Genomic DNA, 15,926 nt, shown 5'->3' with positions numbered 1-15,926 from the left:
TTTTATGTCTAAACGGGAGGTATTTAGTTTAGTTTTTTTAAGCCATTGGGATACATAATTGCCAGCAGTACGACAATGAGTAAAAAGTTATATTCGGCACCGTTTCTTCCACCGCCTACAACAAACCAGCCTTCCTGAAAATGAACAAGGATTATTCCCATTATCAATATGAGGATAGTGATAAATCCTGCCGGTTTAACGTATTGGTTAATAAGCAGAAGAATGGCTGCTGCTACATGGGATAGTTTAATAGACCAGGCCAGAAAAACGCCAAAAGGAGCGAAGCCAATCTGATTTAAATAAAGATTTCCAAAATCATTGATTCCGTTATTAAACATTCCGAAAACCGAATGAGTAAGGAGTATAATAGCGACCGCAGTTCTTAAAAGTAAATTTCCATTCATAATTTTTTAGGTATATTTCAAATTGAAAATAATAAAAAACGCATATTAAATTGAATATGCGTTTTTTAAGTGATAAGATGTATTTTGTTTTAAACTTTTCCTAAAGTATACAATTGTTCCATTGTAGGCGTCAGGCTTCCTCCGGCAGGTTCTAAAGTAATTCCAAAAGCTTCTGCTGAATCGGTTTGATTTACAGCAAATATTTTTTGAGAGTTTCCTTCAAAATCGCTCAATAAACCAATACTCGTAGGTGTTAGTACAGGACTTAATTTTAAAGCCCAAACCTGATACACCATACCTTTTGGAGGTTTTGGTAAACCGGCAGCATCAATATACGTCGTTTTTGTGCCTTTGTTCCAGTACACTTTTGCAAATGAACTTGGAGAAACGGCTTGCCCGCCAAGTGTTACACCGGTGTTTTTGATGTCCCTCACTATAGTCAGACTTTTTTCGGTTTGCTTGTTCTGCTGATCTAAGAAAGCGTAATCTTTTTCAATTTTGTTTTTCTCAGTCCCAACAGTAGCAATAGCTTCTTTCGTTTTTGTCAATTCCAGAGTTTGATATCCAAAGCCTAAAAGCAGTAACACTGCCGCAGCCCAGCCTACATATTGTGACCAGTTCGAAGCTGGTTTCATGTCGACTACTTTGCCGTGTTTCAGCTCTAAACGAGCTTTTATCTTCTCAAAATTAGCTACCGAGTGAAAAGGAGAAAAACTTGATGATAAAGCTACAATAGCTTTCTCTATCGAAATAATTTCCTGATCAACTTCCGGGTTTTTCTTAGCCAGTTCGGCTATTTCCAGATTTTCAGTTTCGGTCAATAAACCGTAAACGTATAGTTCCAGAATTCCTGATTCTATATACTCTTTTGCTTCCATTATATTTTTAGATAATTTCTTAGATCATTAATACAGTTTCTGTTTTGCGTCTTGATAGTCCCCAATGGCATTGCCAATTCTTCTGAAGCTTCTTGTTGGGTATATCCTTTAAAAAATAATAAATCAATAATCTCGATACATTTGGGTTTTAATTTTTTCACAAATTCTTGTATTCCAATAGTATCAATTCTATTAACGAGTTTATTACTGTCGTCTAACAGATTTACGAAATTATCTGAAGAAAGGTTTTTTTGACTGTTATTAAAATTTTTGGATCTTAACTTGTCAATGGAGGTATTTCTTGCAATATTAAGGATCCAGGTGTAAAACCGACCTTTACTCTCATTATAAGAATCGATGTTTTTCCAGATTTTGACAAAAACTTCCTGCAAAACATCTTCGGCTTCTTCACGATTTTTTATGAGAACATTAATAACAGAAAACAAACTTTTCGAGTACATATCGTACAAATGGGTAAAAGCTCGTTCGTCTTTCTTGTAAATTAAAACTAATAATTCTTCTTGACTCATAGGTGTGGTATTTTAAGTTGGAACAAAATTTTAAGGGACATTATGTCTAACCTGAGATAAAGATAATTTATTTTTTCGTGAATATTTTAATTTTTTTAGTAGTCTTAAACCTAGGAAAGTAAGGGGTTTGAAAAAAATATCATTTTTTTTTGATTTTTTTAAAACCAAAAGCAATCCAATTGCGTAAATGCTATTATAACATCGAATTTATAGTGTCGAAAATAGCAAAAACTTGAAAATGAATAAGTTTTGAATTTTTTAATGGCGTTTTTGCTTTTAAAGTTAGTAATGAAAATTAATATTTAGAAAGAGTAAATCGTAAAGTAAATCTCAATAAATAAAAATTTATTTGTCATGAATAGCTTAAATAAACTGAAAATATTGATTATTGGTTTGACTACAGTTTTGTCGCTGGCGGGATTCAGTAAAAGTGATTTTCGTAAAGGACTTGTTCATAAGAATTCAGAGTTTGTAATAAACGATAATACATTATTTAGGAATTAGTAGATCAGTTGATGTCTTCGGACTTCCAGAAAAAATGAAGGTAGTCCAACTCTTGCCCAGAATAAAAGATAAAAGCCGTTAAAAAAGATACGCCTGAGGGATTGGAATTTTGAAATATGAGCACACTAAAACCGGGGCATCAACTATTTTTAATATAACGATATAAAAGGGGAATAACAATTAATTCATGGTTTGATTTGTTTGTATGGGGGGAAGCCTAACGTCTGATTAACGTTAGGCTTCATTTTTTTATTTAACGTATGTTTAGCAAAAAATAAAGATTTTAAAGTGATTTTGAGAAGAGAATTTAACTAATTTTATAAAAAAATAAACAATGAAAAAAGTAGCATTTATAGCTTGTAGTATTGTCCTTTTGTTCGGTACTAAAATTCAGGCACAAACCAGTAAAGAGAAATTATCTAAAACGGATAAACCTATGACAAAAGAAACCATTTATCAATTTAAGGTAGAAGATTTATCAGGAGACACTTTTGATTTTGCTTCGCTAAAAGGGAAAAAAGTGATGATTGTTAACACGGCATCAAAATGCGGTTTAACTCCTCAATACAAAGATCTTGAAGCAATTTACAAAGAGTATAAAGATAAAGGATTCGTAATTGTGGGTTTTCCTGCTAATAATTTTGCCGAGCAGGAGCCTGGAACAAATAAAGAGATTGAGACATTCTGCCAGCAAAATTATGGTGTAACTTTTCCAATGATGGATAAAGTTTCTGTAAAAGGAAGTGATATGTGTGAAGTATACAAATTCTTAACACAAAAATCCAAAAACGGGTTGAAGGATTCTGAAGTAGAATGGAACTTTCAAAAATACCTGATTAACGAAAAAGGGGAGTTGGTAAAAGTGATTAAACCAAGAACATTGCCAACAGATCCGGAAGTTATCAACTGGATCAAGGGTTAAAAAAAGAAAACAATAAATCTAGTCCACAAAATTGAAATTTTACTTTTTAATTTTGTGGATTTTTTTTGTTTATAGATGGAGGACAAAGAACATTGTTCTGACTCATTTTGTTACATTATAAAAAAGGAAAGAGATGATTTTGTAAAACTGATTTATGAGATTAACATTTGCTCTGAAAGAGCTATAGCAATAGCATGGTGCATAGCACTATGAATAATGATGGCAATTATGGGTTACGCCCTGAAAGGGCAAAAGCCTGATTGCAAAGAAATGCATTCTGTATATTTTGTGTGAGATTCTCTAAGAGTTGTGAACGGTTTTTATTGAGATTTATAGGGAATGAAGATTGCTTTTGCCCTTTCAGGGCAATTCCCACCCCTAATCTAACTCATAGTACTACGCACTATGCTGTTGCTTTTTGGGCTTTCAGCCCTTTTCTTTTTAGCTTTTGTTAGATCAATAATAAAACCCGCTATTTTTTTAGCGGGTTTCTTATTTTGTATTTCTAAAGCTGTTTATTTCAATATTAACTGCATAAAAACCAAATCGAGCCAGTGATCAAATTTATATCCTACCTCGCGAAGGGTTCCGGTGGCGACAAATCCAAATTTTTCGTGAAAAGCAATACTCCCGGCATTATCGGCATCAATTGCCCCAATCATAACGTGATACCCCTGTTCTTTAGCCAGACGAATGAGCTCTGACAGTAACTGAGATCCAATGCCTTTTCCAATAACAGTATCCACTACATATACAGAATGTTCTACGGTATATTGATACCCGATTTTCTCACGGAATTGTCCGTAACTCCCAAATCCTACTACTTCGCCATCTAATTCGGCAATCACTATGGGCAGATTTTTAGCTTTTTTATCTTCAAACCATTTCGTTTGAACGTCAAGAGTCTGAATTTCATAACTATAATTTGCGGTGGTGTGCAGAATCGAATGGTTTACAATATTTAGAATCTTTTCTAAATCATTTGTTGTTGCCGGTCTAAGGTTTAGGCTCATAGTTTTTTGGGTATATGCGATGTTTTTTGAGTGCGACTGCTTGGCAATTATTTTAAAGAGACAGCCTGATGATTCCTAAAAAATATTATTTAGCGTTTAGCTCTTTCAGTAAAGCGTCAACTTCTTTGGGGTTCCAATTCATTTCTTTGGAGATTTCTTTAGCATCCTTAGCATATTGCAAGGCCAGTTTCTTATCTTTTATTTTTTGGTAAAGCCTTGCCAAAAGTAGATTTCCATCGTAAGAATCATTCAGTTCAATAGCATGTTTTTATCCATACGATTGATTTTTTTAAACTCTCGGTATCCGAAATATGCTTTAAATAAGTTTGTCCGATATCTTTCAGAGAACTGGCATCATTCCAGACTAACTTTTGGGTGCTTTCGAGTGTAACTTTCTTGTAAAATTGCCATTTTTCGGTTCGTTCTGCCAGAGTTAAGTCAAATTTAAAAACCAGCGAATCTACTTTTTGCAAGCGTATCGATTTTGCAATTTCTCTTTGTTTGTAATAGTTGGTAGTGTCTAAATTATCAACATACGGACGAAGTGATTCTGTGATTATACTTTCAGTCTTACGATCGATACGACTTTGCGAGGCCACAGCAGCAAATTCCTTGTTATGACTTAATACATACTGAAATTCCCTCGATTTGATATCGGTAACCCCATTGGCAATCACTCGCCAGTTGGTTTCGCTAATTAATTGCGCGTCAGATTGTGTATTGAGATAAATATGTGTTGGAATTGATAAGTCAGTACGGTCTTTTCCTTTTTTCAGCGTGTTCAGATAGTTGAAAAATTTGTCGACATTAGAAGGATCAGCGAGAAACTCTTTTTCCAGATAGGGCAATTGCAGTTTCGGATTTAAGGCATTATTTACTTCCGTCATAAAAACCTCTTTTTTTAATTCGCCTTTTAAAGCATATAAAAGGGTTTCGGTGGCAGGGTCTATAAACAAAAAGGAAGGTAACGATTTTGTATTGAATTTATTCTTAAGTGCAGTTCCTTCTTCTTTTTCAATATTTTTCCAGACACACACATAATTCTTTTTTAGAAAATCGATCACAGCAGGATCACTAAAAACTTCTTTTTTCATCAGATTACAATGCGGACACCAATCGGCATAAAGCATTAGAAAAACCGGTTTTCCTTGTGCTTTGGCATTGTTCAGAGCGGTCTTATAAGGCATGTCATCAGGAATAAATTGATTTTGAGCCGATGTAGTCTGTAGGGATATAAAAAGAAAGAATAGATATAAGAAACGCATAATCGGTTTGTTTTGGATAGAAACAATCAGTTTTACAAATATATTCCCTTTTTCGGGAAACTCCTTTTTAATATCTTCCTATTTATAAGTTAAATCCAATGCGAAGTTTGTAACTTTGTGAGGTTAAAAAAAGAGTTTTATAACTGTAAGTCTCTTTTCAAAAAGTAATACACCATAAGAATGATTTACCCCAAAATAGCGCTTGCACAAAGCATTATCGAAATTTGTTCAGGCAAAGGAATCACTAATATTATTATTTCTCCGGGATCAAGAAATGCTCCTCTAACGATCGGATTTGCTCAAAACCCTAATTTTAACTGTTATAGTATTGCCGACGAACGCTGCGCTGCCTTTTTTGCATTAGGAATTGCACAGCAAACCAAAATGCCTACCGCAGTTGTTTGTACTTCAGGCTCTGCCTTGTTAAACTATTATCCGGCTGTAGCCGAGGCATTTTACAGTCAGATTCCACTTATTGTTATTTCGGCAGATCGCCCGCAAAGTAAGATTGATATTGGAGACGGGCAAACCATTCGTCAGGAGAATGTTTTTCAGAACCATTCAGTATATAATGCCAATCTGACTGAAGAAGCTTCAGTAGAAAACGATTTAAAGATCAACGAAGCCATAGAAGCAGCGATACTTCAAAAAGGCCCTGTTCATATTAATGCTCCTTTTGAAGAGCCCTTATACGAAACTGTTTCCGAACTTTCTGTAGCACCAGCAATTACCCATTTAGAGGAAATTGTCGGAACAACAACTATAGAAAACGAAGCAGAAGTTGTTTCTGTCTGGAATACTTCAAAAAGAAAATTAATTCTTATTGGAGGAATAAATGAAGCGAATTCTGTCGATAAAGAAATTTTGGAAAACTTCGCCAAAGATCCCTCAATTGTAGTACTGACAGAGACTACCTCAAATTTGCATCATCCAAGTTTTATTAACAGTATCGATACTTTAATTACGCCATTTGATGATGTTGATTTTAAAGATCTTGAGCCAGAGGTGTTAATCACTTTTGGAGGTATGATTGTATCCAAACGTATTAAAGCCTTTTTGCGAAAATACAAACCCGAACATCACTGGCATATTGATACTTTACGTGCTTATGATACCTTTAGTGCTTTAACGAAGCATTTTGTAATGGAACCTGATGCTTTTTTCAAAGTGCTGCTTCCAAAGACAGAATTTACAGCAAGTGATTATTTTTCTAAAATTGATCAAATTTACGATTTAAGAAAAATCAGAAAAGAAGAATATCTGCGTAAAATTACCTTCTCAGATTTTAAAGTATTTGAAAAAGTAATCGGGTCACTTCCTAAAAACAGTCAGTTGCAAATTAGCAATAGTTCAGCCATTCGATATGCACAGTTAATTGAGATTGATCCTTCAATCGAAGTTTATTGTAACCGCGGAACTAGTGGTATTGACGGAAGTACCTCAACAGCAATTGGTGCAGCAGTAGGAAACGATAAAGAAACCGTTTTTATTACCGGAGATATTAGCTTTCTTTACGATAGCAATGCTTTGTGGAATTCGTACATACCTGAAAACTTCAAAATTATTCTAATCAATAATGGAGGAGGAGGAATTTTTAGGATTCTTCCAGGCCATGAAGAAAAACCGGTTTTTAATACCTATTTCGAAACGTCACATCATTTGACAGCCGAACATTTGGCCAAAATGTATAAGATGCCTTATTTTACAGCCACAGATGAAGAATCTTTAACGGGAGGTATTAAGTCGCTTTATGCTACAAACAACGCTCCTTGTATTTTGGAAGTATTCACGCCAACTTTGGAGAATGATATTGTTTTAAAGCAGTATTTTAAAGAGTTGGCTTAAGTTGAAAATAGGGCAATACGGAAAGTTGTGGAGTAGTTTGAATAACGATTGTTCTCTTAATTCAAAAAAATATTTAAAGATGATAGGGTTATTTTTGTAATACCTCAAAGTTTTGTGAATCATCAAGAATTTTCTATGAAAAAAGATTTGTCCAAAACTTGTAAGCTACAGAATTAGTTATTCCAAAACTATTGCTCTGAAAGAGCTTTAGCCAGAGCATAGTGAGAAGCACTATGAATTATGAAGGCGATTGTTTTAGCCCTGAAAGGGCAAAAGCCCAAATTCAAAGAAAGACAATCTATCGTATTCCGGATGATATTCTAAAGGAAAATGAGCTGCTTTTATTAAAATGTATGCTCCGATCTGTTTGCTTTTGCCCTTTCAGGACAATATTTCTTGTTTAATTTATACATAGTGCATTACACTATGCTTGTACTTTCAGGCTTTCAGCCTTATAAATTACAAAAGACGCAAAGATTATTTTTTTTCTTTGCGTCTTCTTTGTTTTATAATAGTAAGAGAATTTAACGAATCGGAACCGGAAATACCGGTAAACTTGCATGTCCTAAAGCATCAACACTTTGTATGGCAAAAAAGTAATTGTCTTTAGAATAGGGAATTTCGGCCTTGGTTTCTTTCACAAAAAAAGTTTTCTCCCAATGAGACGATGAAGTTTCTCTCATTAAAATCTGGTAACCAAAAGGAGCTTGTCCTTCAGGTGCAGTCCAGACTAAAGTAGAAGAATTGGAAAGTTCTTTTACTTCGATCCCCACGTTTAAAGGTGCTTTTGGTGACCAGGCTAAATTAGCCAGTGTTGCCAGGTTCGAACAAGTATTTTTTCTCAAATAGTCAAAATCCATGAATTCCGGAAGATCACCGTATTGGATACCATTTTCAGTTCTTAAATCCTGATGCTGATGATTGAAATTTTCATTCATTTCGCAGAAACGAACAGCAGTAAAGCCGTTTTGACTGAAAGGAGTATGATCTCCGCCACGAAGAAAACGATCGTTTCTATATACTAATTTCACTTTTAATTGATCTACATACTGCTCTGTAGCTGTTTTAATGTAACGTGCCAATAATCGTGACGGACTATCGTTATCGCGGTTTGTTGCTTTGCGCATCTTGGCTTCTTCTTCAGTTTCTGTAAATGGAATGGTCTCACTAAATACTCTGATTTGAGTGTTATCTCTTAAATTTGTACCGCTGGAAAGACTATTTCCAATCATATCGTTATTGAGCATCGCTACAATATTCCAGTTGGCTGCTTTGGCTAATTCAGCCAGATGTCGGGCACCATAAAGCCCTTGTTCTTCACCGGTTACGGCAACGAAAATGATGGTAGCAGGAAATGATCTTTTACTCATTACTTTGGCCAGTTCGATGACGGCCGCAACACCGGAACCGTCATCATTGGCACCGGGAGCATCAGATTTGACATTCATCACATCCGAAACCCTGGAATCCAGATGTCCGCTGATGATAAGAACACGATTGTCGTTTGGATCGGTACCTTTTAAAGTTGCCATAACGTTTCCAAGCTGACTGTCTTTGGCAATTCGTTTCCCATCAGCTTTTACGTCAAAATAATCGATTTTAGAAGTAAGTCTTCCGCCAGATTCCAAAGCAAATTTATCAAACTCAGATTTCACCCATTGTTGCGCCGCACCAATGCCTTTGGTTTTATTTTTAGTGTCGCTGAGGGTGTGTCTGGTACCGAACGAAACTAATTTATGAATCGTAGCTTCCAGATTTTCGGCTTTGATTTCACCAATCATTTTTTTGATTTCAGGATCTTCTGTAATCTGTGAAGTAGAAATATGAGTAAAAAATAAGAAGGTAAAAATAGAATAGAAAATGGTCTTTTTCATTGGTTTTGGATTAATTATAGGTTCTCAAATGTAACCAAAAGGAATAAATTAGAATAAGATGCAACTGCCTTTTTTTAATTAGAAACATTTTTAGGATTACCATTTTCAAACTTCGTACATTTGCAGCTCGAAACTTAGCTGTTTAACAGCTTAGAATTTTTAGCATATGATTGAAATAGGAAAATACAATACCCTTACTATACTTCGTGATACCAAAGTTGGCTTGTTTTTAGGAAATCCTGAAAAAGACCCTGAAGGAATTCACGATATTTTATTACCCAACAAATACGTTCCGAACGAGTTTGAAATTGGTGAAGAATTAATCGTTTTTGTTTATTTGGACCACGAACAGCGTCCGGTGGCGACCACTTTAGAGCCTTACATCCTGTTGAATGAATTTGCGCTGTTAAGAGTAAATTACATTAATAACGTAGGTGCTTTCATGGATTGGGGAATGGAAAAGGATATTCTTGTTCCGTTCAAAGAACAGGCCCGTCCTATGGAGAAGGGAAAACGTTACCTGGTGTATTTGTACATGGACGAAAAAACAAATCGTCTGGTAGCTTCAAGTAAAACCAATCAGTTTTTGAGCAATGAGCATCTGACCGTTGAAAAAGGGGAGGAAGTAGAATTAATTGTGTCTCATATCACCGAAATAGGAATCAATGTGATCATTAACGAGAAACACAAAGGATTGCTGTACAAAGACGAGGTGTATGATGACGCCATCAGAACCGGGGACAGAATGCGCGGTTACATTAAAAATATCCGTCCTGATAATAAAATCGACGTTGCATTACAAGTACAAGGATATCAAAGTATTGAGCCTAATGCAGAAAAGATTCTGGACGAATTAAGAGCCAATCGAGGTTTTTTACGTTTAAATGACAATTCGCATCCGGAAGATATCAAAACGGTACTGAAAATGAGTAAAAAAACGTTTAAAAAGGCTGTTGGAGCTTTGTATAAAGAAAAACTTATCGAAATTAAAGAAGACGGGATTTATCTGGTAAAAGAGTAAAAATTCCGATTCATTAAATTCTAAAATCCAAATTTCAATACTAGTATTGAAATTTGGATTTTTTTTTAAGTTTTACTTTCTGGAAAAAGCAGACAGAGTAGAGTATGAAGAAAAAATAGTTTTCATCATAAGAGACAATTTATGCAAAGATTCAATAGAAGAATGTCGAAGGACGATTAAAAAATGAATTATTTAAGTTTCAAATAAAATCGAATTCGAATATAGTTTTTGGTTTTTTACAAGAAAAAGACTAAAGTTAAAGTTGTTGTTTATATACAGCCATTTATTACATCAATCCTTGCACTTATTTATTTTGCAATGGTGTTTTGTTTATTTAACATAAATTTACTTACATAATTTAATCGATTAAAATTCAACAGTCGGTTTAGATGTAATGCGTTTTGCTTGTTAATATATAACATAATTAATGGTAACCTTATATATGTAGTGACAAGCTTTAAAGAAAAATATAGATTATAAAGACCTTAAAGATGATTGTTCCCTTTTTGTTGAAAAACAAATCCTGGGACCAGTTTAAATAGTATTCCTAAACAATACTAGTTGGACTCTGTTCCTCACTAAAGTACTGTCGAAATAATAAAAAACATCTTAAAGCTGATTTTTCTTCATACCGTAGAAAGCGACATATTTTACTGTAGTTTTTAACCATTGCTAATAACAAAAAAATAAATATTATGAAAACAACTAAATTTCAAAATCAATTAAAAAGGAAAGATTACTTTTTTAATTTATTTACCTTTTTATTTTTTACAGGTTCCGGTTTTGCTCAAACTTTTATTCCATTACCTTATTCTAGTGATACATATCCGTATTATTATGCTGCATCGATATTTGATTTACTGGTAGATAAAGACAACAATGGACCTAGTAGTGGTCTAAAAGGAGTAGAAGGTTTTAGATGGTGGCATGATAATGATCAATCTACCGAGTATATGGGGATGTCATTAACCTGGAGCGCTTATAACAAGGCCGATTTATGGGTAAAAGGAGATATTTACTCTCAGGGAAACTTAACGGTTGCCAGTACTAACCCAAATGGTCAACATGACAATTTTAAGGTGCTGGTGGATGATTACAAAACACAACTTATTAGTTATGGGGACGAAAATGGCTTGAATATTTCCTCCAACTTAGGTAATAAAATACAGCTAGGGGACGATAATGATGCTATTACGATCAATGGGAAGTATGTCATTATGGATTATGGAGGAGCAAATGATCTGGCACAGCTTGCAATAAACGCAGGTAATCCGGTAAACGGCGCAGCCTTAACAGTGGGTGGAATGACCTACATTGGCAGCTCTAAAAATATAGAAGCTAATCCCGGATTAACTGACGATCTTAAAGCGGACTGCTCCCTTATTGTTGAAAAACAAATTTTGACATCAGATTTAAATATTATTCCTAAACCACATTGGAAGGATGTTGTTTTTGAGAGTGATTATAAGAAAATGGATTTAATGGCTTTGGAAAATTATGTTAAAGAAAACAAACATCTTCCTGGTATAGTCTCTGAGAAAGAGGTAAATGAAAAAGGATATAAAATACATACTTTTAATGAAGGCCTTTTACAAAATGTTGAAGAGTTGCTTCTTCATATCATTGACCAAAATAAAAACATCAGGAATCAAAATGAGAAAATTGAAATATTGAATAAAAAGATAGAAGCACTTGAAAAAGAAAGTAATTATCGTAAATAATTGATAATATACTGATTCAGTTGTTATTTAGGATATAAAGACAACGACTATTTGTTAGCGATTTTAGGAGTTAATTAGATAAAATTATGAGAGAGAAAAGAAAAATTATTTTAGGTTTTGTATTTTGTTTTTCGGGTTTTATGTATGCCCAAAAATCAGAAGGCAGTGGTGTTGTCAGCTATCCGGATAATAATATAAAGGTAGTTGGAGAGAAGGTATTTTGGTCTGCTAATCCCAAAACAGACAATAGCAGTGAGTCTGATTTACTGACCACATATTACAAAGGACTTTACAACCGTCGCAACAACTACCTAAGCGGTATTAAGGGAACCATAGATAAACCTGGTGGTTACATCAAAATCGAGGTGCATGCTTACGACAGTAAGAGAGCAGGAGGGTTGCAGCTATTGACAAACGATGAGAAGACATTTGTAACCAGACCGATTTATAATGTGGAAATCACTCAAAGTTCGCCAAATGTGTTTTCTAAAACAACAAAAGAGATGAATTACCAATACTTTGATTATGGCCAGCAGATTGGTAAGATTTCTTCTGATGATATAAAAACACTGGGTGCTAAAGCATCGAATACAGTTACAGTGAATTGTGGAGGCTGGGCCTGGAACTGGCTTAGGGCTTTCAGCCTTGTAAGTTCTTCCTGTTCTTTGGAAATAGATGAGGATAAACTGATACAGTTAGAAAACCAGCCTGTAGTGGTAAAAATTACGGTGAAAGATGCTACTTTGATAGACGTACGGGTTCCCGCGGTGGAAAGGAATGACAACTTGAAGAGAATAATAGAAAAAGAGTATCCTTATTTTATCATCAAAAAAGTAAATGTAGAAATTCTGGAAGCCCCGGCAGATAATAATACGGCCCAATATTATGAAGATTTGGTTAGACTACAGGTTAATTGGGCTAATAAAGCCTATAACGATAAAACAGGTAAGACTTTACCGCCTGCAGCAGTGGCGACAGGTGCGAAAATGGCTAATGCCAGAATCGTATTCAGAGATATTGATATAACTATCCGGAAAGGATCAAAGAAGATCTATAATCAAGATAAGATAAATTCAATACCTGAAATACAAAAATTAAACGCTGATGGAATTAATATAAGAGATCTTGTAAGTAATGATAGTAAAGAAAAAATAGTCATCAAATATGTACCTGAATTAATCTCAGAAAAGTCGGTTTTTTCAGGAGTAACTGTTGTCGGGCGTGATGGCAATGAAAAACTATTACTAGCTTTTATTGTTTTGGCTTATGACTATAAAGATGATGTTAATGAACTATCGATAAAAAAGACAACAGCTGCACACGAGTTGGGACATTATTTTAGCCTTATACATACTTTTGAAGGTGGTTGTACCGGTAAAAATGATAAAATTAGTGATACTCCACCTGCCGAAGAACCAAAAACGAGATTTTATGAAAATTGTATTGCTCCTGTTCAATGTGGTGGGCACAGAAGGTTGATAGAGAATATTATGGATTATAGCAACTGCACGTTTATGTTCACCCCAGGTCAGGTCAAAGTAATGAGAAATGCGATCAAAAAGGATTTTTCAAATTTATATACCACTCAGAAATCAACAGACGCTGCTATCAATACAGATCTTAACATTACAGTGGAAGATTTAAGACCCGGTAAAACAGGCAGAAGCAAGAGAGATACTTTGGAAAAAGAGGTAGAAAAATCCCAAGATATCATTCTATATCCTAATCCTGTAAAGGATATTTTAACTATTTCGAATATGGAAAATGAAGAATATGCAATTTATAATTTAACAGGCCAGCAAATACTGACTGGCAGAACCCAAACCGGACAAATTGATGTTAGCACTCTCCCAAAAGGATTATACATCATTAGAATAAAAAATAGCAGCAAGCAATTTATTAAAGAATAGTTTGATGGAGAGATTGTTATCGTTTTTTTAACGACCTGTCTTAATAATTTAGTATTCGAAGTATTTTTTGTATGCAATTAAGTATGATCGTACTTAAACTCTCGATTCATTTCCCCTTACTGGTGAAAATTTCGTTCAATTTTGCCGGATTTTAAAATCTAACAAGAGACATTTAACAAGAGACATTATGAAAAAAGAATATACTATTTTGAGTTTTATATTTTGTTTTTCGGGGTTTATGTATGCCCAAAAATCAGAAGGCAGTGGTGTTGTCAGCTATCCGGATAATAATATAAAGGTAGTTGGAGAGAAGGTATTTTGGTCTGCAAATCCCAAAACAGACAATAGCATTGAGTCTGATTTACTGACCGTATATTACAAAGGACTTTACAACCGTCGCAACAACTACCTAAGCGGTATTAAGGGAACCATAGATAAACCCGGAGGTCACATCAAAATCGAGGTGCATGCTTACGACAGTAAGAGAGCAGGAGGGTTGCAGCTATTGACAAACGATGAGAAGACATTTGTAACCAGACCGATCTATAATGTGGAAATCACTCAAAGTTCCCCAAATGTGTTTTCTAAAACAACGAAAGAGATGAATTACCAATACTTTGATTATGGCCAGCAGATTGGTAAGATTTCTTCTGATGATATAAAAACACTGGGTGCTAAATCATCGAATACAGTTACAGTGAATTGTGGAGGCTGGGCCTGGAACTGGCTTAGGGCTTTTAGCCTTGTAAGTTCTTCCTGTTCTTTGGAAATAGATGAGGATAAACTGATACAGTTAGAAAACCAGCCTGTAGTGGTAAAAATTGCGATGAAAGATGCTACTTTGATGGACGTACGGGTCCCCGCGGTGGAAAGGAATGACAATTTGAAGAGAATAATAGAAAAAGAGTATCCTTATTTTATCATCAAAAAAGTAAATGTAGAGGTTCTGGAAGCCCCGCAAGATAATAATACAGCTTCTTATTATGAAAATTTGGTAAGACAGCAATTTAATTGGGTCAATAAGGTATACACAGACAAAACCGGCAAAACTTTACCAACTGCAGCAGTGGCGGCAGGTGCCAAAATGGCTAATACTAGAATTGTATTCAAAGATATAAATATTACCATCAGAAAAGGATTAAAGCAAATTTATGACATAAATGAGTTAATAAAAGGAAAAGACGGTGAGATTGATGGCAATAACACAAATAAAAATGAAGTATTCATTAAATATGTTCATGGAATAAATAGTGGCACAGGTTCTGAAGCAGGAGTTACAATTAGGGGACGTACTAAAAAGAACGAACTAAAAGTAGCTTTTATTGTTTTGGATTACTACTACGGTAGTAATGATATAATTTTTAAAAAAGGAGTAGCAGCTCACGAGCTGGGACATTATTTTGGACTGAAACATACTTTTGAAGGAGGTTGTGATGGTTTAAATGATAAAATTAGCGATACGCCTCCTACAGAAGATATGAACTATATAGGTGTAAGTTGCATTGTTGCCCCTGTTCAATGTGGTGGACATAGGAGGTTAGTAGAGAATATGATGGATTATACCGATTGCCAGTTTATGTTCACTCCAGGTCAAGTTAGAGTAATGAGAGCTACAATTAGAAATGATTACCCTGATTTATATACCATTGAGAAATCAACAGACGTTGCTATCAATACAGATCTTAACATTACAGTGAAAGATTTAAGATCGGGTAAAACAGGCAGAAACAAGAGAGATACGTTGGAAAAAGAAGCAGAAAAATCGCGAGACATTGTTTTATACCCTAATCCGGTAAAGGATATTTTAACTATTTCGAATATGGAAAATGAAGAATATGCAATTTATAACTTAACAGGGCAGCAAATACTGACTGGCAGAACCCAAACCGGACAAATTAATATTAGCACTCTCCCAAATGGATTATACATCATTAGAATAAAAAATAGCAGCAAGCAATTTATTAAAGAATAGTTTGATGGAGAGGTTGTTATCGTTTTTTTAACGACCTGTCTTAATAATTGAGTATTCGAAGCATTTT

At 34.6% G+C, this 15,926-nt stretch carries 13 protein-coding genes; 6 read left to right on the top strand and 7 right to left on the bottom strand.

Going from position 1 to position 15,926, the window contains the following annotated elements; genetic code table 11:
- Positions 1-23: 23 nt before the first annotated feature.
- From LNQ34_RS20305 to LNQ34_RS20295, 3 genes are all read right to left on the bottom strand, one after another.
- Positions 24-404 carry a DoxX family membrane protein gene (locus tag LNQ34_RS20305; protein ID WP_230001031.1) on the bottom strand — a complete coding sequence of 127 codons (381 nt, stop codon included), beginning with the start codon at positions 402-404 and terminating at the stop codon, positions 24-26.
- An 89-nt stretch (positions 405-493) separates the two neighbouring features.
- Positions 494-1,282, bottom strand: coding sequence for an anti-sigma factor (locus tag LNQ34_RS20300; protein WP_230001030.1), 789 nt, complete (start codon positions 1,280-1,282; stop codon positions 494-496).
- Positions 1,282-1,812 carry an RNA polymerase sigma factor gene (locus LNQ34_RS20295; protein ID WP_017498502.1) on the bottom strand — a complete coding sequence of 177 codons (531 nt, stop codon included), beginning with the start codon at positions 1,810-1,812 and terminating at the stop codon, positions 1,282-1,284. Before LNQ34_RS20295 ends, LNQ34_RS20300 begins: the two co-directional genes overlap by 1 nt.
- An 838-nt stretch (positions 1,813-2,650) precedes the next feature.
- Between LNQ34_RS20295 and LNQ34_RS20290 the strand changes: the two genes are divergently transcribed.
- A complete protein-coding gene (locus LNQ34_RS20290) occupies positions 2,651-3,238 on the top strand; it encodes a glutathione peroxidase (protein ID WP_230001029.1) in 588 nt (195 codons plus the stop codon).
- A 515-nt stretch (positions 3,239-3,753) separates the two neighbouring features.
- Here LNQ34_RS20290 and LNQ34_RS20285 read toward each other — a convergent pair.
- The 3 genes from LNQ34_RS20285 to LNQ34_RS20275 form a co-directional block, all read right to left on the bottom strand.
- The gene (locus LNQ34_RS20285) at positions 3,754-4,251 is read right to left on the bottom strand and encodes a GNAT family N-acetyltransferase (RefSeq protein WP_202704335.1); all 498 of its coding nucleotides are present in this window, start codon (positions 4,249-4,251) and stop codon (positions 3,754-3,756) included.
- Positions 4,252-4,336: 85 nt separating this feature from the next.
- Positions 4,337-4,474, bottom strand: a complete 138-nt coding sequence (locus LNQ34_RS20280; RefSeq protein ID WP_230001028.1) for a hypothetical protein — start codon at positions 4,472-4,474, stop codon at positions 4,337-4,339.
- A 31-nt stretch (positions 4,475-4,505) separates the two neighbouring features.
- Complete coding sequence (locus LNQ34_RS20275) at positions 4,506-5,516, bottom strand: thioredoxin family protein (RefSeq protein ID WP_305070286.1); 1,011 nt, start codon at positions 5,514-5,516, stop codon at positions 4,506-4,508.
- A 180-nt stretch (positions 5,517-5,696) separates the two neighbouring features.
- On the opposite strand from LNQ34_RS20275, the gene menD reads away from it, so the two are divergent.
- Positions 5,697-7,361 (top strand): 2-succinyl-5-enolpyruvyl-6-hydroxy-3-cyclohexene-1-carboxylic-acid synthase, encoded by a 1,665-nt coding sequence (gene menD / locus LNQ34_RS20270; RefSeq protein ID WP_230001027.1) that lies wholly within the window; start codon positions 5,697-5,699, stop codon positions 7,359-7,361.
- 524 nt (positions 7,362-7,885) lie between these two features.
- Here menD and LNQ34_RS20265 read toward each other — a convergent pair.
- Positions 7,886-9,235, bottom strand: coding sequence for a M28 family metallopeptidase (locus LNQ34_RS20265; RefSeq protein ID WP_230001026.1), 1,350 nt, complete (start codon positions 9,233-9,235; stop codon positions 7,886-7,888).
- A 166-nt stretch (positions 9,236-9,401) separates the two neighbouring features.
- Here LNQ34_RS20265 and LNQ34_RS20260 point away from each other — a divergent pair, with 166 nt between their 5' ends.
- The 4 genes from LNQ34_RS20260 (at position 9,402) to LNQ34_RS20245 (ending at position 15,859) form a co-directional block, all read left to right on the top strand.
- Positions 9,402-10,256: a CvfB family protein gene (locus tag LNQ34_RS20260; protein ID WP_202704339.1), complete on the top strand. Its 855-nt coding sequence runs from the start codon at positions 9,402-9,404 to the stop codon at positions 10,254-10,256.
- Positions 10,257-10,951: 695 nt separating this feature from the next.
- On the top strand, positions 10,952-11,977 hold the full coding sequence (locus LNQ34_RS20255) for a hypothetical protein (protein ID WP_230001025.1): 1,026 nt from the start codon (positions 10,952-10,954) through the stop codon (positions 11,975-11,977).
- Positions 11,978-12,063: 86 nt separating this feature from the next.
- Positions 12,064-13,887: a zinc-dependent metalloprotease gene (locus LNQ34_RS20250; protein WP_230001024.1), complete on the top strand. Its 1,824-nt coding sequence runs from the start codon at positions 12,064-12,066 to the stop codon at positions 13,885-13,887.
- 187 nt (positions 13,888-14,074) lie between these two features.
- Positions 14,075-15,859, top strand: a complete 1,785-nt coding sequence (locus LNQ34_RS20245) for a zinc-dependent metalloprotease (protein WP_230001023.1) — start codon at positions 14,075-14,077, stop codon at positions 15,857-15,859.
- The last annotated feature ends 67 nt before the right edge of the window (positions 15,860-15,926 follow it).

This window comes from Flavobacterium lipolyticum, assembly GCF_020905335.1.
GTDB classification, from domain to species: Bacteria; Bacteroidota; Bacteroidia; order Flavobacteriales; family Flavobacteriaceae; genus Flavobacterium; species Flavobacterium lipolyticum.
This window is presented reverse-complemented; position numbering and strand designations above follow the sequence as displayed.